The sequence below is a fragment of the Pseudooceanicola sp. NS-SX9 genome, assembly GCF_057380705.1.
Genome location: NZ_CM170818.1, coordinates 3,487,501 through 3,505,837, shown reverse-complemented (window position 1 = coordinate 3,505,837; position 18,337 = coordinate 3,487,501). Strand labels below are relative to the sequence as shown.

Genomic DNA, 18,337 nt, shown 5'->3' with positions numbered 1-18,337 from the left:
TGAGGGTGGCACGAAGTTCTTAATAGTCAAAGAACTTCTTTCGGCTTCGGAAATTTTTTTCGGCCTCGATGCCCGCAAAGACGGCAGCTTTTGCACGGCGGGGCGGCAGTGTTTCCGCAACGCCACAACAGGGCCTCCGAAGGGGGCTTGATTGTGCTGAAATGTGGAATGGGCTTTGGTCAGTGCGGCACGGGAAGGGTCACTTCCAGCAGCGATTGCCCCAGCATCCCGGTAAAGTTGTTGTCCGATACCATGGTCAGTTTCAGCCCGTCCGGCGCCTGCCAGACGGCCAGCCCCTCGAAGTTGTGCAGCGGATAGGCGTCGGTCTGCCAGATCACCCGGCCGGGGCGCCCGGGGTGGGCCAGATCGAACCGTTCGACCCGGTTGCGGAAGGTCAGCGTCCAGCTGCGCTCCAGCACATAAAGCGCACCATCGGGGCCGACATCGGCGCCGGCGAACATGAAATGGTCCCGCAACGGGATCTGCCGCACCAACCGCCAGCGATGCCCGTCGAAGGCCCAGAGCGGCGCGTCTCTGCCTTCGGCGGCCGAGGGGCGTTCGGGCAGGGTATAAAGGGTGCCGTCCGGTCCCACCGCCAGCCCCTCGTATTTCCGGTTCGGGTAAAGCTGCGCCTGATCGGGCGGCGCGGGCAGGGCGGTCAGCGCGAAGGTCTTCGGCGACATGGCATAGATCCCGGCATTCTCGGTCGAGAGATACCAGCGCCCGGTGTCACTGATCGCCAGCCCTTCGGAATCCAGCTTGTGACGGCGGGTCAGCGCCCCGCCGGGCCAGGCGGCCCAATCGTATTGCAGGGCCATCAGATCCCCGCCGCGGCGCTGGAAATGGCCATGCACCATCCGCCCGCGATCGCTGAGCAGGGTGAACTGGCGCCCGTCGGCCGACACCTCGATCCCCGAGAAGCCGCCAAAGCCCGGTTCGGCTGCGGGCAGATCGACCAGCACCTCGGCGGGCGGGGTAGCGGCGGCCAGCGGGCCGCCCAGCAGCCCTAGTGCAAGGGCTGCGATTGCAGGACGGAAACGCATTGGGCAGGCATGCCGGCAAGGGTCAGGGGCGGCGCGGGCGGCTTGGGCTTGGCGCCGGGCTTGGGCGGTGCAGGGTGCAGGATGCTGTCGACCCAGCTCTGGGCCTCGTCGCAGCCGTCACCGGGGGGCGGCGGGGCCTGTTCCTCGCAGCCGGCCATGCCGGCGGGGCAATGCAGGCGGATGTGGAAGTGGTCGTCATGGCCGTACCAGGGCCGGATCTTGCGCAGCCAGCTGCGATCACCGGTGGCCTCCTTGCACATCTCGACCTTGCCGCCCGGGAACAGGAAGATCCGCGCCACCCGGGGATCCTCGGCCGCTGCCTTCAGCAGCGCGGTATAGGACGGGTTCCAGCGGTCGTTGACGAAAGCCCCCTTGCGGACCGAGATCGACGACACGGTTTCGCGCTGCTGCGGCGTCAGGTGCATGTTGGTGGCCGGCAGCATCCAGATGTCGGCATCCAGCCCGATCTGGTGCGACGCATGCCCCGAGCTCATCGGGCCGCCGCGCGGTTGGCTCATGTCGCCGACATAGATGCCGTCCCAGCCCGGGATCTTCGCCGCCTTGTGCGAGAAATCCTCAAGGTAGTCGACCAGTTGCGGCGTGCCCCAGGTGCGGTTGCGCGACAGCCGCATGGCCTGCCAGGTGGGGCCGCTTTCCGGCAGCTGCACGGCGCCCGCAAGACAGCCCCTGGCGTAGGACCCCAGCGATTCGTTCATCTGCGCCGAGGGCCGCGACACCTGCCCGAACAGCGCCTTGGCGGGTTCCGTCATCCAGGCCGAGGGCACGGTTTCGGCAAAGGCACGCGCCTTGGTCACCTGGGGCGCCGTGTTCGTCCCCCCCGAGGACCCCTGGCAGCTGGCAAGTGCGACGACGGCGGCAAGAAGCAGGGGCAGGCGGAAGGGCAGGGGCATCAGGGGGTGGGATCTCCATCGGTCTTCACCAAGGGTAGCATGACCAGCCCGCCGAGAAAGAGGAAAACCAGCGGCAGGATGCCGGTCTGCTGAGACCCGCTCATCCAGGTTGCGCCGCTGATCAGCAGCGGCGCCAGGAAGGACGTGGCCTTGCCGGACAACGCATAGAGGCCAAAGGCTTCGGTCATCCGCCCGGGGCGCGCCTGGCGCACCATCATCGACCGGCTTGCCGATTGCAGCGCCCCCCCGGCGGCACCGATCACCGCGCCCACGCCCATGAACATCAGGTCCGGCAGGCGCGAGCCCTCGGGCAGCGCGATCCCCAGCACATGGCCGCGCCCGATGGTCACGGTCAGCAGGCTGACCGCCAGCAGCAGCAGCACGCAGACGGCGATCACGGGCTTTGGACCAAAGCGCGTGTCGGCCCGCCCGCCAAGCGCGGTAAAGATCGCCCCGGTGACGATCGCCAGGATGCCGAAGATGCCGATCTGGGTGACGGTCCAGCCCAGCACCCCGGCGGCATAGATGCCGCCAAAGACGTAAAGCCCGTTCAGCGCGTCCCGGTACAGCATCGAGGCCCCCAGATAGGCCAGCAGCGAGGGCGTCCTGGGCAGGTCCCGCAGCGTCCCCGCCAGCTGGCGCAGCGCCCGCCCGACAGCCCCCTTCGACGCCCTGCGTCCGCGCGGTTCACGCACCCACAGGAAGAAGGGGATCATGAAGACCGCATACCAGAGCGCGGTCAGCGGACCCACCGCGCGCGTTCCCTCGCGCAGCGCCGGATCCAGGCCCAGGATCGGCGGAATGCCGATCAGCGTGCGCCCGGTGGCAGGATTCTCGGCCAGCAGCGTCAGCATGATCACCAGAGACACCAGCCCGCCGACATAGCCGAAGGCCCAGCCGTTTCCCGAGATCCGGCCGATCTGCTCTTTCGGGCCCAGATCGGGCAGCATGGCATTGGTGAAGATCGTGGCGAATTCCATGCCGATCAGCCCCAGGGCAAAGAAGACCAGCGTCCTGCCCAGATGGAAATCCCCGGGCGCGGCCTGCCACAGCATCCAGGACCCCACGACATAAAGCCCCGAGAACACCCAGATCCACCGCATCCGGTGTCCCGACTGGTCCGAGATCGCCCCCAGCACCGGCGCCAGCACCGCGATGCACAGCCCCGCCGCGCCGATGCCAAGGCCCCAGGCGCTCTGGGCGGCAGAGCCCGATCCCATCAGCTCCTTCACGTAGGGGCCGAAGATGAAGGTCAGCAGCAGGGTGCTGTAAGGCTGGCTGGCCCAGTCGAAAAAGAACCAACCCCAGATGCGCCTGTTCATGCCCCGGCCTTTCGTTGCGGAAGTGTCGGGGCGGTTATGCGGTGAAGGGGCGTCCCGGACAAGAGACCCGGACAGGCGGATCAGATCCTGTCGGGGGGCCAGGGGCGGGCGTCCTCGGCGGCAAAGAGGGCACCGGCCCAGTCCGGCAGCACGGGCATCGCGGGATCGCCCATGGCGGCCAGGACCTCGGCCACGGGAACCATCCGGCGCCGGGCGATCACCGCGGTGCGCAGCACGGCATGGTTGGCGCAGGTCTCCGGGTCGCTCCAGAGGCTCTGCTCCATGTAGAGGAACCGCGCATCTGCCCCCATCAGCCGAGAGCGCATCTCGACCCGCTGCAACAGCGTCAGTCGCCGGCGATACCGCACGACGCTGCCGGCGACGGTCAGCCCCCAGCCCCGCGCCTTCAGCACCCCGGTAAACCCCGCGCGGATCGCCAGCGGCAGCCGCCCCAGGTCATAGAGCGTCAGGGTGCGGCCATTGTTCAGCTCGGCCCAGGGATCGATGTCGCCGGGCCAGATCCGGTGCAGCGAGACATGGGTGTCCGACAACGCCAGCGGCGGCGCCCGGCGCGCCTTTCGGATCTCGTGGGTGAAGCGAAGATAGGGGTACATGGGCACTCTCCTTCCCCTCTGGTGCTGAGGCGCCTTAACCACGGCGTCAACCGGAACGTCCCGTCCGACTTGCGCGCAGGGGCCGGACTGCTTACCTGATGCCGGCCGTGAAAAGGAGAAGCGCCGCATGCAGTCCCTGTTGATGATCATCAACCTCGTCCTGAACGTCGTCTGGTTCTTCGTGATCGCCCATGTGATCATGTCCTGGCTGATCTCCTTCCAGGTGCTGAACACCCGTCAGCAGTTCGTGGCGCAGATCTGGTACGGGCTGAACCGCGTGCTAGAGCCGATCTATTCCCCGATCCGCCGCATCCTGCCGCCGATGGGCGGCCTCGACCTGGCGCCGCTGATCGTGCTGGTTGCGATCATGGCGATCCGGATCGTCATCCAGAACAACATCGGGATGTTCTACTGACCCGGACGGGGCGGGGGGCTCTGCCCCCGTCCCCTGCGGGGACTCCCCCGGAGTATTTATGGCCAGATGACGGGGAACGGGGTTCTTTATCATCTGGCCATAAATACTCCCGCCGGAGGCCTGCGCCGGCAGGCGCATTTTTTCCGGGGCAGGCGTCTCCCCGCTGCGCCTTGTGCCATTGGGCGGTCTGTGAAAGATTGCGGCCGGATTTCGGCAAGGGGACAGGACATGGACAGGGCAGAGACGCTTCTGCGCGAGGTATTCGGATTCGATGCCTTCCGGCCGGGCCAGCAGGAGATCGTCGAGGCGGTGGCCTCGGGGCAGGATACCCTGGCCATCATGCCCACCGGTGGCGGCAAGTCCCTTTGCTATCAACTGCCTGCGCTGGTGCGTCATGGTCTGACGCTGGTTGTTTCTCCGCTGATCGCGCTGATGCGCGACCAGGTGCGGGCGTTGCGCGAAAGCGGGGTCGAGGCGGGCGCGCTGACCTCGGGCAATACCGAGGCCGAGACCGAGGCCGTCTGGGATGCGATCCATGCCGGCCGGCTGAAGCTGCTGTATGTGGCGCCGGAACGGTTGGGGTCGGCCGCGGCGATGGAGATGCTGCGGCGACTCGATGTCTCGCTGATTGCCGTCGATGAGGCGCATTGCGTCAGCCAGTGGGGCCATGACTTCCGTCCCGATTACCTGCGGATCGGAGAACTGAGAGAGGCGCTCGACGTGCCGCTGGCGGCCTTCACCGCCACTGCGGACGAGGAAACCCGGCAGGAGATCGTCCGCCGCCTGTTCGCTGACCGGCAGCCGAGGATCTTCCTGAGGGGGTTCGACCGGCCGAACATCCACCTGGCCTTTGCCGCCAAGGACAGCCCGCGCAAGCAGATCCTGACCTTTGCCAGCGCCCGGCGCGGCCAGTCGGGCATCGTCTACTGTGGCACCCGCGCCCGGACCGAAAGCCTGGCTCAGGGCCTGCGCGAGGCCGGCATGGAGGCGATCCATTACCACGGCGGCATGGACCCCGACGCCCGCCGCGCGGCCGAGCTGCGTTTCCAGCAGGAGGACGGGCTGATCGTCGTCGCCACCGTCGCCTTCGGCATGGGCATCGACAAGCCCGACATCCGCTGGGTCGCCCATGCCGACCTGCCCAAGAGCATCGAGGCCTATTACCAGGAAATCGGCCGTGCCGGGCGCGATGGCGCCCCGGCCGAGACCCTGACCCTGTTCGGCCCCGATGACATCCGCCTGCGCCGCAGCCAGATCGACGAAGGCCAGGCGCCGCCGGAACGGCGTGCCGCCGATCACGGGCGGCTCAATTCCCTTCTGGGGCTGGCCGAAGCGCTGGAATGCCGCCGCGCCACCCTGCTGCGCTATTTCGGCGAGACCTGCACCCAATGCGGCAACTGCGACCTGTGTGATCGCCCGCCCGAGACCTTCGATGCGACGCTGGCGGTGCGCAAGGCGCTGTCGGCCATGCTGCGGACCGAGGAATGGTTCGGCGCCGGCCACCTGATCGACATCCTGACCGGGCACGAAACCGACAAGGTGCGCGAGCGCGGCCATGACAGGCTGCCGACCTTCGGCGTGGGCGGCGAATTCAAGCGCGCCGAATGGCAGGCGATCTTCCGGCAGATGATGGGCCGCGACCTGGTGCGTCCGAACCCCGACCGCCACGGCGCCCTGTTCATGACCGAGGCCGCGCTGCCGATCCTGAAGGGCGAGGATACGATCCTGTTGCGCCGCGACAGCCTGAAGGCCGCGAAAAACGCCCGTCCCGCCGCCAAGACCCTGGTCAGCGAGGAGGACGAGCCGCTGCTGTCGGCGCTGAAGGCGCGGCGCAGTGCGCTGGCGAAGGATGGCGGCATCCCGGCCTACATGGTCTTCAACGACAAGACCCTGATCGAGATGGCCGAACGCAAGCCCGGGACGCTCGACCAGATGGCGGGGATTTCGGGGGTGGGGGCGAAGAAGCTCGATACCTACGGCGCGCTGTTCCTGGAGGTGATCACCGGGGCGGCCGAGGACACCCATCCGCAGCGCCGCCGGTTGGCGGGGCGGCAGGCGGGGTCCCTCTATGATCGGCTGATGGCGATCCAGGCCGACCTGTCCCGCGGTCCCGAGGGGATCGACAAGCCGCTGTCGTGCTCGGCCTCGCTGATTGCCCGCATCGCAGAAACCCGCCCCCGCGACACCGATGGGCTGTCCCGCCTGATGGACGCGCGCCGCGTCGAACGCTTTGGTGATGCCTTCCTGGAGGCCCTGCGCGAAGACGGCTGAAGGGGCTGGCCGCGCCGCGTCGTTCGGCCTATGTTCCGCCTCGCGCAAGAGAAGGACAGACCATGCTGATCGTCGTTTCCCCGGCAAAGCGGCTCGACTGGGCCGAGCGGGACCAGGCCCTGACCACCCCCGATTTCCTGGACGAGGCCAATTCCCTGGCCCGGACCATGCGGGCCCGGACCCTGGACGAGATCAAGACGATGATGCATCTGTCCGATGATCTGGCCCGGCTGAACCGCGACCGCTACCGCGAATTCTTGGATGCGCCGGGGGCGGAGGTGCTGCGGCCGGCGGCGCTGGCCTTTGCGGGCGACACCTACCAGGGCCTTGATGCCCCCTCGCTGGAGCCCGAGGAAATGGCCTGGGCGCAGCAGCACTTGCGCATCCTGTCGGGGCTTTACGGGGTGCTGCGGCCGCTGGACGGGATCCAGCCCTACCGGCTGGAAATGGGCACGCGGCTGAAGACGCGCCGGGGCACCAACCTTTATCAGTACTGGAAGGACACGCCCGCCAAGGCCTTGAATGCACAAGGGGAAAGCATCGGGTCCGGGGTTCTGGTGAATTGCGCCAGCCAGGAATATTTCGGCGCGGTCGACCTGAAGGCGCTAAAGCTGCGGGTGATCACCCCGGTCTTCCTGGACGTGGTGAAGGGCAAGGAAAAGGTGGTGTCCTTCAATGCCAAGCGGGCGCGTGGCACCATGGCGCGCTATGTGATCACACGGCGGCTGACCGATCCCGAGGGGCTGAAGGATTTCGATCTGGGTGGCTATGTCTTCCAGCCCGAGCGGTCCTCGGAGGATCAGTTCGTCTTCCTGAACCAGGGCTGAGCCCTCAGCTCAGGCCGGGCGGGCGCGCATGTCGTCGTCGTCCTCGGGCGTCCAGCTGCCTTCGGGCAGGGGGGCGTGGAAGGGCGGGCGCAGACCGGGGGGCGTCAGTTCGGCCAGCTTGTCCAGCACGTCGGCCTTGCGCAGCGGCTTGGCCAGGTAGTGGTCAAGGCCCGCGGCCAGGGCGCGTTCCTCGTCGCCTTGCAGGGCATGGGCGGTCATCGCCACGATGGGCACGTGTCGGCCGGTGCCCGCCTCGGCGGCGCGGATCAGCCGCGTGGCCTCCATCCCGTCCATGCCGGGCATGGAAATGTCCATGAAGATCAGGTCGGGCGCGAAATCGTGGTGCAGCTGCACTGCCTCGGCGCCGTTTTCGGCAAAGCGCAGCTCGATATCCGCGCCCGAGAGCATCTTGCCGAAGACCAGGCGGTTGGTCTTGTTGTCCTCGGCCGCCAGGACCCGGGCGGGTCGGCCGGCGTCGGGCAGCCGGGTCGGCGGCGCGGCGGTTTCGGGGGAAGGGGCCGTGGCGGGCGCGGGGCCGCCCAGGGTGCGCAGCGTGTCGAACAGGTCCCGGCGCAGCATCGGGCGTTGCAGGATGGCGTGCAGGTGACGCCGCGCGGGGTCCATCTCGGCAAAATGCACGGCGGGGGAAAACAGGATGATCGGCACCGGGTTGCCACGGTCGCGGATCGCCTCGGCCAGTTCCAGCCCGTCCATCCCGGCCATGTTGTGATCGGTCAGAACCAGCCCCCAGCCTTCGTCCAGCCGCGCGAGCGCAGCCGGGCCACTGGTGCAGGCGGCGGTGGAAATCCCCAGCAGTTCCAGCTGTTTTTCCAGGATCGAGACCTGCAGCGCGTCATCATCGACGATCAGGACCCGGCCGGGATCGGGCACCGGGGCGGGTTCGGCCGGCTGGCCGATGCCCTCGGCCACGGGCATGGCGATGCGGAAGCCGAAGGACGATCCCTCGCCCAGTTCGCTGTCGACCCAGATCCGGCCACCCATCAGCTCGACCAGCTTGCGCGAGATCGCAAGGCCCAGCCCGGTGCCCTGGAAATGGCGGCTGGCCTCGGATTCGATCTGGCTGAATTCGCCAAAGACCAGATCCACCTTGTCATGGGCGATGCCGATGCCGGTGTCCTCGACCGTGACGGTCACGTCGATGTCGCCGCTGTCGGGGCGCGGCAGGCCCAGCACCCGGATCAGCACATGGCCGTGGCTGGTGAACTTGACCGCATTGCCCACAAGGTTGGTCAGCACCTGCCGGATCCGCCCCGGATCGCCGGTGAACCCGGTGGGGGTGAACAGGTCGTAATCGACCAGCAGGCTCAGGCCCTTTTCCTTGGCGGTGGGCTGCAGCAGCAGCATGACCTCGTGGATGCAGCGTTCCAGATCGAAGGGGCGGGGATGCAGGACCAGCTTTTCGGCCTCGATCTTGGAATAGTCCAGCACGTCGTTGATGATCACCAGAAGCGCCTCGCCCGAGGATCGGATGGTGTCGACGTAAAGCCGCTGTTCCTCGGACAGCGCGGTGTCGGCCAGCAGATCCGCCATGCCGACCACGCCGTTCATCGGGGTGCGGATCTCGTGGCTCATGTTGGCGAGGAAGGTGGATTTGGCGCGGTTTGCGGCCTCGGCGCGTGATCGCGCCTCGCGCAGGCGGGTCTGGTAGCGGATCGTGCCGGTGATGTTCAGCGCCAGGCTGACCACGTCGCCGCCATGGCCGCGCTGGTCCATCATGCGGATGTACTGGCCGTTCCACAGCCGGATCACCCGGGGATCGGGGCGGGGGCTTTGCCAGCGCGCCAGCATCTCCTGCCGCCAGGCGGCGGGCGTCAGGGCGCCGGTGTCGATCATCCCCTCTTCGGTGGCCAGTTGCAGCAGGCGGATATAGGTGATGCCCGGCGCGACCTCCTGCAGCCCGTCGAAAACCGAAAGCCAGGCGTCGTTGGCCGCGATCATCACCCCTTCGGCATCCCAGAAGGCGAAACCATCGCGGATCGTTTCGATTGACAGCCACAGCCGCCGTTCGGCCACGGCGATGCGTTCGTTCGCCATCGACAGGTCAGAGCGCACGCGCTCGTTCTCGGACAGGGCGGTTTCGACCTCGGCGCGTTTCTCGTGGATCTGCTGCGAGAGGGCGCGGGCATGACGGCTGAGCTTGCGGTTCGCGGCATGAAGTTCCGCCTGCTTCTGTTCAAGCAAACGCTCTGCGGCGAGCCGCGCGCGGCGCTCCTCCGCGAGTTTGCTGGCCAGGCTCATCCGGTCTTTTCTCCGTCACGGTCAGTCGCGGGACTGTCGCGTGGAATCGGTAAAGATGCGGTTAGGTCTGTCGGGGCGCCAAAGCAGAAGGCCCCGGGACGGAACCCGGGGCCTTGCGGGGATCTGGGGTCGTCAGGCCTGTTTCGCGGCCTTCTTCACCGGTTTCCAGATCCGCTTGTTGGTCAGGTACAGCAGCGCCGACAGCAGGATCAGGAAGGTCACGGCAACGAAGCCCGCGCGCTTGCGGGCCATCATCTTGGGTTCCGCGGCCCACATCAGGAAGGCCGAGACATCCTCGGCCTCGTGGTGGAGTTCGCTGGAATGGCCGTCGTCGAATTCCACGTCATCGCCCGACAGCGGCGGCGGCATGGCGATCCAGCCGCCGGCGAAGGCGGTGTTCTCGTAATAGGTGACGCCGGCCTGTTCCTTGGTCTGACCGGTGTAGGAGGTCAGGATCGCGGTGATGTATTCCGGCCCCCCGATGCCGAACAGCAGCTGGTTGATGCCGGTCCCGAGCGGCCCGTGGAAGCCCGCCCGCGCCTTCGCCATCAGGCTGAGGTCGGGGGCATTGGGCAGCGTGCTTTTCGGGAACTTGTCGTTCGGGGTGGCGGCGCGCATGTCGTCCAGCTCGGGGTCGTAGACCTCGATGTTGGCGGCATAGGCGCGGACCTGGTCGGCGGGCAGTTCGGGTCCGCCGGGATCGCCCAGCGTCCGGATCGGCACGAATTTCAGCCCGTGGCAGGCCGAGCAGACCTGGGTATAGATCTTCAGGCCGCGCTGCAGCTGCTGCTGGTCATACGAGCCGAACGGCCCGTCGAACGAGAAATGCACGTTGTGGACGTGCCCGCCTTCGGCGGCCTGTGCGGCCCCGGCCATCAGGCCCAGGGCTGCCAGTGCGGGAAGGGTCAGTTTGCGGATCATGGTCCCTTGTCCTTTCCTCACTCGGCCGGCTTCGCGGGCTTGGTGCCGTAGTGGGCGTTGAAGTCATCCTCGATCGTGGCGGGGGGCGTGTCGGGGGTCTCAAGCAGGCCCAGCAGCGGCAGGATCACGAAGAAATACGCGAACCAGTAGGTCGCCCCGATCAGCGAGATGATCGAATAGGGCGGCTCCGCGGGCATCGCCCCGGCCCACATCAGCACGACGAAATCGACGGCCAGAAGCCAGAACCAGTACTTGAAGCTGGGACGATACCGCCCCGAACGCACCCGGCTGGTATCGAGCCACGGCACCAGCGCCATCGCGATGATCGCGCCGAACATCGCCAGCACGCCAAAGAACTTGGCATCGACGATGCCGCCGGTGATCCAGTCGCAGAACATCACCACCCAGACATCCGCCGTGAAGGCCCGAAGGATCGCGTAGAACGGCAGGAAGTACCATTCCGGCACGATATGCGCGGGCGTCGCCAGGGGGTTGGCCTCGGTGTAGTTGTCGGGATGGCCCAGGAAGTTCGGCATGAAGCCGACGATGGCGAAGAACACCACCAGGATCACCGCCAGGGCGAACAGGTCCTTGATCACGAAGTAGGGCCAGAAGGGCAGGGTGTCCTTCTCGGCATTGGCCTTGCTGTCGCGGCGCACCTCGACCCCGGTGGGGTTGTTGTTGCCGGTCGAATGGAAGGCCCAGATATGCACGATGACCAGCCCCGCGATGACGAAGGGCAGCAGGTAGTGCAGGCTGAAGAAGCGGTTCAGCGTGGCATTGTCCACCGCAGGCCCGCCCAGCAGCCAGGTCTGCAGCGCCTCGCCCACGAAGGGGATGGCGCCGAACAGGCCGGTGATCACGGTGGCCCCCCAGAACGACATCTGCCCCCAGGGCAAAACGTAGCCCATGAAGCCGGTGGCCATCATCAGCAGATAGATGATCATGCCGATGATCCAGGTGATCTCTCGGGGGGCCTTGTAGCTGCCGTAGTAGAGGCCGCGGAAGATGTGCAGGTAGACGGCAAAGAAGAACAGCGAGGCGCCGTTGGCATGCAGATAGCGCAGCATGTAGCCGCCGTTGACGTCGCGCATGATGTGCTCGACGCTGGCGAAGGCCAGGCTGACATGGGGCGTGTAATGCATCACCAGCACGATGCCGGTGACGATCTGCAGCCCCAGGCAGAAGGCCAGGATGATCCCCCAGATCCACATCCAGTTCAGGTTCTTGGGGGTGGGGATCATCAGCGTGTTGTAGATCAGGCTGATGACGGGCAGCCGGGTTTCCACCCATTTCTCTGCCTTGGTCTTCGGTTCGTAGTGGTCGTGCGGAATGCCGGACATGCGCTCCTCCCCTCAGCCCAGGACGATCTCGGTCGCGCCGTCGAAGGCGGCAACCGGGATATGCAGGTTCTGCGGCGCCGGTCCCTTGCGGATCCGTCCTGCCGTGTCGTAGTGCGACCCGTGGCATGGGCAGAACCAGCCGCCGAAATCGCCTGATTCCCCCAGCGGCACGCAACCCAGATGGGTGCATACGCCCATCATCACCAGCCATTCCTCGGCGGCGGCACCGGTGGCGCCCTCCGGCACCAGGGCGCGGTTCGCATCGGTGGCGGGCGCATCGGCGGCCAGGTTTTCATTGCGGGCCACGGGATCGCGCAGCGAAGAGACCTCGACGGCGTTGGCCATGTCGATCTCGTCCTGGGTGCGGCGGCGGATGAAGACGGGCTTGCCGCGCCACTTCACCGTCAGCTGGGTGCCCTGCTCGACCCCCGAGACATCGACCCGGATCGAGGACAGCGCCTGCACATCGGCCGAAGGGTTCATCTGGTTGATGAGCGGCCAGACGGCCGCTCCCGCGGCAACGACACCCGCCCCTGCTGTGGCATAATAGAGGAAATCCCTCCGGGTGCCCTCGTGATCTTCTGCGTGGGACACGAATTTAGCTCCATTTCCTGAGCGGCGGGCCAGCCGCGTTTGGGTTGTAGGGCGCCCTGTTCGCGCAACCGTACCGTTGCTTTTTTATCGCCCCGTCGAATTTCGGTCCAGCACGCAATCGTGATCACGCAACGGGGGTGCGGAAGTGTCGCGCTTGTCCAAAGGTTGACCTGGGGACTCGTCCTGCAGGCCAGGACGCGCTATCTAGGGCAGGAATACGTTACGACGTCGTGGAAGGTGAGCCTTCGAATCATGAAAAGCCAACATACTGTCGTGAGCGGTCGCCGGATCGCCGCCGCCTCTGCCCTTGTCCTGACGGTTTGCGCAGGGCTTGCGGCGCCTGCCGCCGCTGAGACGGAGTTGAGTTTCTTCAGTGGCGCACAGACCGCCGCGCAAAGCCGGATCAAGGGCTGGACGCCGCAGACCGGCAGCTATTCCAAGGAAATCGGCTGGGAGGGCAAGAGCTTTGCCATGCCGCCCTATTACGGCGCCCGCGTCACCCAATGGCTGGGCGAGACCTGGGGCCTGGGGCTGGAATACACCCATGACAAGGTCTATGCGCCCAAGGGCGACATGTCGCCCGAGTTCACGCACTTGGAATTCACCGATGGGCTGAACATCGTCACGGCGAACGTGTCGCGGCGCTGGAAGAATGGCTGGCACGGCATGACGCCCTACCTGAGCGCGGGCGTCGGCATCGCCATTCCCCATGTCGAGGTCACGCCCACTGGCGGCACCGCCACCGAGAAATACGAGCTGACGGGCCCTGCGATGCGTCTGACGGCGGGCCTCAGCTATCCTCTGGGGGATCGCTGGTCGGTCTTCGGGGAATATCAGTTCACGGCATCCGACAACCATGCCGACCTGGACGATGGCGGTACGCTGGAAACGAAGATCCTGACCAATGCGCTGAACGTCGGCGTGGGCTTCCGCTTCTGAACGGAAGCCCGGACCGGGATCAGGCCGGCAGGGTGGCCTGCATCGAGGGGCGCGCGGCAAAGGTCGCGTGCCATTCGGCCAGTGCTTCATTGCCGGTGCGCCAGCTGCGCGCATCATGGCGGAAATCCAGGTACGACAGGGCGCAGGCCAGGGCGATCTGCCCACCGTCGAGCGGGCCCGTCAGGTGGCTGGTCCAGCGGTCGTTCAGCACCGAGACGGTGCGCTGCACCTTGGCCCACTGCGCTTCGACCCAGTCGTGGAACACCTTGTCGGCAGGCCGAAGGCGATGTTCGTAGGCCATCAGGACGGCGGCATCCATGATGCCGTCTGCCAGGGCCTCTAGGGTCAGGATCTCCCAGATCCGGGCTTCGGGATAAAGGTCGGTGCCGGCCAGGTCATCGAGATACCGGCAGATCACCGGGCTGTCGCAGAGCGTCGGGCCGTCCTCGCGCAGCAGCGCCGGGATCTTGCCCAGGGGATTCGCCGCCACCAGGACCGGGTCCGATTTCAGCGCGGTGGTCGAGACATTCTGCGTGGCAACCCGGTCGGCCAGACCGGTTTCAAGGATCGTGACCCGCACCTTGCGGGCAAAGGGCGAGGCCGGAGAGACGAAGGCGGTATGGCTGGACATGGGGGCTCCCGTGGAAGGTTCGCGGCCGAGCCTAGGGGGAGGGCAGGGGACTGTCCATTGGAGGCCGGGGCGGGGGGCTCTGCCCCCGTCTCCTTCGGAGACTCCCCCGGAGTATTTCCGGTCAGATGACAGGGAACCGGGGTTCTTCATCATCTGACCATAAATACTCCCGCCGGAGGCACCCCTGCTTTCCAGGGGCGATGCCCAATGAGGTCAGGCGAGCAGGTGTCCACTTTCGTGGCCGAGAATCGTCGCGGGGATGATCTGGCCTTCGGGCTGGTCGCGGGTGAAATGCACCTCGGCGAACTGTTCGGTCCGGCCCATGCGGGGGCTTTCCATCAACACCTTGTGGGCGATCCCGGTTTGTGCTGCGAGGTGGCGCTGAACCTGGGCATCGCCCGCTGCCCTCAGGCGCGCGGCGCGGTCCTTGATGGCATTGCCGTTGACCTGCGAGGGGATCTTGGCGGCCGGGGTGCCTTCGCGTTTCGAGTATGGGAAGACGTGCAGCCAGGTCAGGTCGCAGTCGGTCACCAGCTTGAGCGAATTCTGGAACATCGCCTCGGTTTCGGTGGGGAAGCCCGCGATGATGTCGGCGCCGAAGGTCATGTCGGGGCGCAGGCGGCGGGCCTCTTCGCAGAAGCGGATGGCATCGTCGCGCAGGTGGCGGCGTTTCATCCGTTTCAGGATCAGGTCGTCCCCGGCCTGCAGCGACAGGTGCAGGTGCGGCATCAGGCGCGGTTCTGTGGCGATGGCCTGCATCAGCGCCTCGTCCGCCTCGATCGAGTCGATCGAGGAGATGCGCAGCCGCGGCACATCCGTCAGGCGCAGGATCCGCAGCACCAGGTCGCCCAACCGCGGTGTGGCCGGCAGATCCGCCCCCCAGGAGGTCAGGTCGACGCCGGTCAGCACGATCTCGTTGTAGCCCTGCTGCACGAGGCGCTTGATCTGGTCCACCACGACCCCCGCGGGGACCGAGCGGGAATTGCCGCGCCCATAGGGGATGATGCAGAAGGTGCAGCGGTGATCGCAGCCGTTCTGCACCTGGACATAGGCGCGCGAGCGCGTGCCGAAGCCGTCGATCAGGTGGCCGGCGGTTTCGGTCACCGACATGATGTCATCGACCTGGACGCGCTCGGTCTGGCCGATGAAGTCGGGGCCCAGTTTCGACCAGGTTTCCGGCTTCATCTTTTCCGAATTGCCGATCACCAGGTCGACCTCGGCCATGGTGGCGAAGGTCTCGGGTTCGGTCTGGGCAGCGCAGCCGGTGACGATGATCTTCGCCTGAGGGTCCTCGCGGCGGATGCGGCGGATCTCCTGGCGGGCCTTGCGGACGGCCTCGGCGGTGACGGCGCAGGTGTTCACCACATGGGCATTGGCAACGCCTGCCTCTTCGGCCAGCGATTTCATCGCTTCCGTCTCGTAGGCGTTCAGGCGGCAGCCGAGGGTGGTGAACTTGGGCGCGTCCATGGTCAGGCTCCGATCAGGGCGGGGGACAGAAGGCCGTCGAAGACATGTGCGGTGGCGCCGGTCATCCAGACGCCGTCCTCGCGCCAGTCGAGCACCAGCCAGCCGCCGTCCAGTTCCATCCGCACGCGCTTGCCCGTCAGGCCGCGAAGATGCGCTGCCACGGCCGTCGCGCAGGCGCCCGAGCCGCAGGCCAGCGTGATGCCCGCGCCGCGTTCCCAGACGCGCATGCGGATCTCGTCCGGGCTGCGGACCTCGGCGAATTCGACGTTGGTGCGTTCGGGGAACAGTGGGTCGTGCTCGATGCCGGGGCCGGTGGCGGGCAGATCGATCGCCATCACGTCATCGACGAAGAAGACGCAATGCGGGTTGCCCATGCCGACGGCCACCGGGGCGCCGGCCAGCGGCACATCGGTCACGGGGACGTCGCGGGCCAGCGGGACCTCCTGCCAGTCCAGTTGCGGCGGCCCCATGTTCACCGAGACCTCTCCTTCTGCCAGGCGCGCGTGCAGCAGCCCGCGTGCGGTGCGGATCGAGAGGGTGTCGGTGCCGGTCTGCCCCATCACATAGGCCGAGACACAGCGGGTGGCATTGCCGCAGGCGCCTGCCCGGGTGCCGTCGCTGTTCCAGAAGTCGAGGCAGATGTCGCTGTCCTCGCCATCGCGGATCTCGGCCAGCTGGTCAAAGCCCACGCCGCGATGCCTGTCGCCCACCGCACGCGCGAGGGCAGGGGTCGTCACCGCTTCGCGCCCGCGCGAGTCGATGACCACGAAGTCGTTGCCCAGCCCATGCATCTTCATGAAGGGCAGGCCCTGAGAGAGATCCTGTGTCTGCATTCCGGCCATATATCCCTGCCGCCCCTTGTTGAAAAGGAGCCCGCCGGAGGTTGACGCTAGGTCCCGCATTTTGCCCAAACTTTTTTCGTCGTTTCCGCTTGACCCCCTCGGCGGATATCCTTAGAGAGCCCCTCACGGACGACGCAGCAACGCAACACACCGCAACGCAGCGCCGGACGGCAGACAAGAAAGTGGGCCGTTAGCTCAGTTGGTAGAGCAACTGACTTTTAATCAGTGGGTCGTAGGTTCGAATCCTACACGGCTCACCACTTTCTCTCAATGAGAACCCCGCCAAACGGCGGGGTTTTCTCGTTTCAGGTCTTTTCGATTTTCGGTGTTTCGCCGTCCGGCCTGGCTTGTGGGCTCAGGCGGATCACGAAGCGGGGTGGGTGATCGCCGCGTCGGGCAAAGCCAAGGGCCGGATAGAAGGCCTGGGCGGCCTGGTTCTGTGGATGCGTCGTGACGGACAGGTACTGGCAGGCTGCAGCGCCGGCTTCGGCCAGGCAGGCGGCGACCAGGGCGCGCCCCAGGCCCGCGTGTCGGTGCCCTTCTTCTATATAGAGATGGTGAAGGTCCATGCCGCGCAGCCCCAGGTGCAGCTGTGCCAGCCCGCAGAGCGCGGCATAGCCGACCAGGGCTCCGGTCTTCTCGGCCACCAGGATGCGGATCCAGGGTGGAGGGGTGAAGGCATCCCGGATCAGGGTGTCGGCGGTCAGCTGCGGCGTGTCGCCGTGATGCGCAGCCAGGGCCTGGACCATCCCGAGCAACGCTGCGGTGTCCCCGGGGCTGGCAGGGCGGATCTGCATGTGGTGTGCCTCTGTCATGTCTGGCTCTGGTCGGGTGCCTGCGCCGGTGCGGCCGTCGCTGCCGGGTAGGGCGGGCCTGCGACTGGTCTTCCGATCTATGCGAGGGTGCCCACATCCGGGCCGCCGTCAAAGGGAGAATCCCTCACCTGGGGATGAAATTCCCCCGGGATTCGGCGGCGAGTCGTTTTTTCAACGCCGCAAGGGTCCGATTCTACGCGAGTCTGTGGATAAGCCTGTGGGTTTTGGGGAATCGGGATTTTGCCAGGTTTCTGAGAGAGGCGGGCACCGGGCCGGCAGGACGCCAAATATCTATATAATTTCAGGTATTTGAGGTTTGATTGTGTGATTTTTTCCAATCTTTGGATTTTTTCGCTTGCGGGTTTGTGGGTCAATCCGTAGAAGACCCCTCACCGGCGGCGCTGAGGCGTTTGTTGGTTGAATTCAGAGACAGATTTGGGCGGGCGCGCCGTTAAGTAAGGGCGCACTGGTCTTGTTTTGTCTCTACGCTCTTTGACATCGCGAGTATCTGAAGAGATATGCGGGCGGTTTGGATCTATCGATGACCGACGTCTGTATATCGCGCCACTAGGCCTTGAGCCGATGATGTGGTGTCAGCTTCACTGTTTGGACGGCTTTCGGTACCTTTGGTACCTTGAGCACAACAAACAGAGACGACCGGGATTAGCCTCCCGGTCAAAGATGTGCAGAGGTTCGGACGTCAAGGATACGCGGTAACGCGTTTCAACTTGAGAGTTTGATCCTGGCTCAGAACGAACGCTGGCGGCAGGCCTAACACATGCAAGTCGAGCGCTCTCTTCGGAGGGAGCGGCGGACGGGTGAGTAACACGTGGGAACGTACCCTTCTCTGCGGAATAGCCTCGGGAAACTGAGAGTAATACCGCATACGCCCTTCGGGGGAAAGATTTATCGGAGAAGGATCGGCCCGCGTCTGATTAGATAGTTGGTGGGGTAATGGCCTACCAAGTCGACGATCAGTAGCTGGTTTTAGAGGATGATCAGCCACACTGGGACTGAGACACGGCCCAGACTCCTACGGGAGGCAGCAGTGGGGAATCTTAGACAATGGGCGCAAGCCTGATCTAGCCATGCCGCGTGAGTGATGAAGGCCTTAGGGTCGTAA

16 protein-coding genes, 1 tRNA gene and 1 rRNA gene (1 of these 18 cut by a window edge) are annotated in these 18,337 nt (G+C 66.0%); 6 read left to right on the top strand and 12 right to left on the bottom strand.

All coding sequences use genetic code 11. The features are described from left to right. Positions 1 to 179: 179 nt before the first annotated feature. Genes AC2ITM_RS16705 through AC2ITM_RS16690 form a run of 4 tightly spaced genes read right to left on the bottom strand, consistent with a single transcriptional unit; the run spans position 180 to position 3,890 of the window. The gene (locus AC2ITM_RS16705) at positions 180 to 1,043 is read right to left on the bottom strand and encodes an esterase-like activity of phytase family protein (RefSeq protein WP_486467741.1); all 864 of its coding nucleotides are present in this window, start codon (positions 1,041 to 1,043) and stop codon (positions 180 to 182) included. Continuing rightward, the gene (gene mepA / locus AC2ITM_RS16700) at positions 1,007 to 1,954 is read right to left on the bottom strand and encodes a penicillin-insensitive murein endopeptidase (RefSeq protein ID WP_486467740.1); all 948 of its coding nucleotides are present in this window, start codon (positions 1,952 to 1,954) and stop codon (positions 1,007 to 1,009) included. The genes AC2ITM_RS16705 and mepA overlap by 37 nt, the downstream gene beginning before the upstream one ends. Beyond that, positions 1,954 to 3,351 carry an MFS transporter gene (locus AC2ITM_RS16695; protein WP_486469454.1) on the bottom strand — a complete coding sequence of 466 codons (1,398 nt, stop codon included), beginning with the start codon at positions 3,349 to 3,351 and terminating at the stop codon, positions 1,954 to 1,956. The genes mepA and AC2ITM_RS16695 overlap by 1 nt, the downstream gene beginning before the upstream one ends. 5 nt (positions 3,352 to 3,356) lie before the next feature. Further along, the gene (locus AC2ITM_RS16690; protein ID WP_486467739.1) at positions 3,357 to 3,890 is read right to left on the bottom strand and encodes an acyl-CoA thioesterase; all 534 of its coding nucleotides are present in this window, start codon (positions 3,888 to 3,890) and stop codon (positions 3,357 to 3,359) included. Positions 3,891 to 4,017: 127 nt separating this feature from the next. Between AC2ITM_RS16690 and AC2ITM_RS16685 the strand changes: the two genes are divergently transcribed. The 3 genes from AC2ITM_RS16685 (at position 4,018) to yaaA (ending at position 7,403) form a co-directional block, all read left to right on the top strand. After that, complete coding sequence (locus tag AC2ITM_RS16685; RefSeq protein ID WP_486467738.1) at positions 4,018 to 4,305, top strand: YggT family protein; 288 nt, start codon at positions 4,018 to 4,020, stop codon at positions 4,303 to 4,305. 228 nt (positions 4,306 to 4,533) lie between these two features. Continuing rightward, entirely contained in the window at positions 4,534 to 6,576 is a 2,043-nt protein-coding gene (gene recQ, locus AC2ITM_RS16680; RefSeq protein WP_486467737.1) for a DNA helicase RecQ, read from the top strand. Between the two features lie 62 nt (positions 6,577 to 6,638). Next, complete coding sequence (yaaA, locus tag AC2ITM_RS16675) at positions 6,639 to 7,403, top strand: peroxide stress protein YaaA (RefSeq protein WP_486467736.1); 765 nt, start codon at positions 6,639 to 6,641, stop codon at positions 7,401 to 7,403. Between the two features lie 9 nt (positions 7,404 to 7,412). On the opposite strand, the gene AC2ITM_RS16670 is transcribed toward yaaA, so the two are convergent. The 4 genes from AC2ITM_RS16670 to petA all read right to left on the bottom strand — a co-directional run bounded on the left by AC2ITM_RS16670 (position 7,413) and on the right by petA (position 12,520). Then, the gene (locus AC2ITM_RS16670; RefSeq protein ID WP_486467735.1) at positions 7,413 to 9,662 is read right to left on the bottom strand and encodes a response regulator; all 2,250 of its coding nucleotides are present in this window, start codon (positions 9,660 to 9,662) and stop codon (positions 7,413 to 7,415) included. A gap of 132 nt (positions 9,663 to 9,794) precedes the next feature. Continuing rightward, positions 9,795 to 10,583: a cytochrome c1 gene (locus AC2ITM_RS16665; protein ID WP_486467734.1), complete on the bottom strand. Its 789-nt coding sequence runs from the start codon at positions 10,581 to 10,583 to the stop codon at positions 9,795 to 9,797. 17 nt (positions 10,584 to 10,600) lie between these two features. Beyond that, positions 10,601 to 11,926, bottom strand: a complete 1,326-nt coding sequence (gene petB / locus AC2ITM_RS16660; RefSeq protein WP_486467733.1) for a cytochrome b — start codon at positions 11,924 to 11,926, stop codon at positions 10,601 to 10,603. Positions 11,927 to 11,938: 12 nt separating this feature from the next. Then, positions 11,939 to 12,520 (bottom strand): ubiquinol-cytochrome c reductase iron-sulfur subunit, encoded by a 582-nt coding sequence (petA, locus tag AC2ITM_RS16655; protein ID WP_486467732.1) that lies wholly within the window; start codon positions 12,518 to 12,520, stop codon positions 11,939 to 11,941. Positions 12,521 to 12,772: 252 nt separating this feature from the next. Between petA and AC2ITM_RS16650 the strand changes: the two genes are divergently transcribed. Further along, positions 12,773 to 13,459 carry an outer membrane protein gene (locus AC2ITM_RS16650; RefSeq protein WP_486467731.1) on the top strand — a complete coding sequence of 229 codons (687 nt, stop codon included), beginning with the start codon at positions 12,773 to 12,775 and terminating at the stop codon, positions 13,457 to 13,459. Positions 13,460 to 13,478: 19 nt separating this feature from the next. Here the strand turns inward: AC2ITM_RS16650 and AC2ITM_RS16645 are convergent, their stop codons facing one another. The 3 genes from AC2ITM_RS16645 to dapF all read right to left on the bottom strand — a co-directional run bounded on the left by AC2ITM_RS16645 (position 13,479) and on the right by dapF (position 16,390). Further along, positions 13,479 to 14,090 (bottom strand): glutathione S-transferase, encoded by a 612-nt coding sequence (locus AC2ITM_RS16645; protein WP_486467730.1) that lies wholly within the window; start codon positions 14,088 to 14,090, stop codon positions 13,479 to 13,481. A 213-nt stretch (positions 14,091 to 14,303) separates the two neighbouring features. Beyond that, on the bottom strand, positions 14,304 to 15,557 hold the full coding sequence (mtaB, locus tag AC2ITM_RS16640) for a tRNA (N(6)-L-threonylcarbamoyladenosine(37)-C(2))-methylthiotransferase MtaB (protein WP_486467729.1): 1,254 nt from the start codon (positions 15,555 to 15,557) through the stop codon (positions 14,304 to 14,306). Positions 15,558 to 15,559: 2 nt separating this feature from the next. Beyond that, positions 15,560 to 16,390 (bottom strand): diaminopimelate epimerase, encoded by an 831-nt coding sequence (gene dapF / locus AC2ITM_RS16635; protein ID WP_486467728.1) that lies wholly within the window; start codon positions 16,388 to 16,390, stop codon positions 15,560 to 15,562. Between the two features lie 193 nt (positions 16,391 to 16,583). Between dapF and AC2ITM_RS16630 the strand changes: the two genes are divergently transcribed. Further along, positions 16,584 to 16,659: transfer RNA gene (locus tag AC2ITM_RS16630), tRNA-Lys, on the top strand. A 45-nt stretch (positions 16,660 to 16,704) separates the two neighbouring features. Here AC2ITM_RS16630 and AC2ITM_RS16625 read toward each other — a convergent pair. Beyond that, complete coding sequence (locus AC2ITM_RS16625) at positions 16,705 to 17,214, bottom strand: GNAT family N-acetyltransferase (RefSeq protein WP_486467727.1); 510 nt, start codon at positions 17,212 to 17,214, stop codon at positions 16,705 to 16,707. Between the two features lie 724 nt (positions 17,215 to 17,938). On the opposite strand from AC2ITM_RS16625, the gene AC2ITM_RS16620 reads away from it, so the two are divergent. Further along, positions 17,939 to 18,337: ribosomal RNA gene (locus tag AC2ITM_RS16620) — 16S ribosomal RNA — on the top strand (it continues 1,065 nt past the right edge of the window).

Coding starts and splice junctions, on each gene's coding strand:
- recQ (WP_486467737.1), top strand. CDS start 4,534: ATGGACAGGGCAGAGACGCTTCTGCGCGAGGTATTCGGATTCGATGCC.
- AC2ITM_RS16670 (WP_486467735.1), bottom strand. CDS start 9,662: ATGAGCCTGGCCAGCAAACTCGCGGAGGAGCGCCGCGCGCGGCTCGCC.
- AC2ITM_RS16625 (WP_486467727.1), bottom strand. CDS start 17,214: ATGACAGAGGCACACCACATGCAGATCCGCCCTGCCAGCCCCGGGGAC.
- dapF (WP_486467728.1), bottom strand. CDS start 16,390: ATGCAGACACAGGATCTCTCTCAGGGCCTGCCCTTCATGAAGATGCAT.
- petB (WP_486467733.1), bottom strand. CDS start 11,926: ATGTCCGGCATTCCGCACGACCACTACGAACCGAAGACCAAGGCAGAG.
- AC2ITM_RS16690 (WP_486467739.1), bottom strand. CDS start 3,890: ATGTACCCCTATCTTCGCTTCACCCACGAGATCCGAAAGGCGCGCCGG.
- AC2ITM_RS16650 (WP_486467731.1), top strand. CDS start 12,773: ATGAAAAGCCAACATACTGTCGTGAGCGGTCGCCGGATCGCCGCCGCC.
- mepA (WP_486467740.1), bottom strand. CDS start 1,954: ATGCCCCTGCCCTTCCGCCTGCCCCTGCTTCTTGCCGCCGTCGTCGCA.
- AC2ITM_RS16645 (WP_486467730.1), bottom strand. CDS start 14,090: ATGTCCAGCCATACCGCCTTCGTCTCTCCGGCCTCGCCCTTTGCCCGC.
- AC2ITM_RS16685 (WP_486467738.1), top strand. CDS start 4,018: ATGCAGTCCCTGTTGATGATCATCAACCTCGTCCTGAACGTCGTCTGG.
- AC2ITM_RS16665 (WP_486467734.1), bottom strand. CDS start 10,583: ATGATCCGCAAACTGACCCTTCCCGCACTGGCAGCCCTGGGCCTGATG.
- AC2ITM_RS16705 (WP_486467741.1), bottom strand. CDS start 1,043: ATGCGTTTCCGTCCTGCAATCGCAGCCCTTGCACTAGGGCTGCTGGGC.
- yaaA (WP_486467736.1), top strand. CDS start 6,639: ATGCTGATCGTCGTTTCCCCGGCAAAGCGGCTCGACTGGGCCGAGCGG.
- mtaB (WP_486467729.1), bottom strand. CDS start 15,557: ATGGACGCGCCCAAGTTCACCACCCTCGGCTGCCGCCTGAACGCCTAC.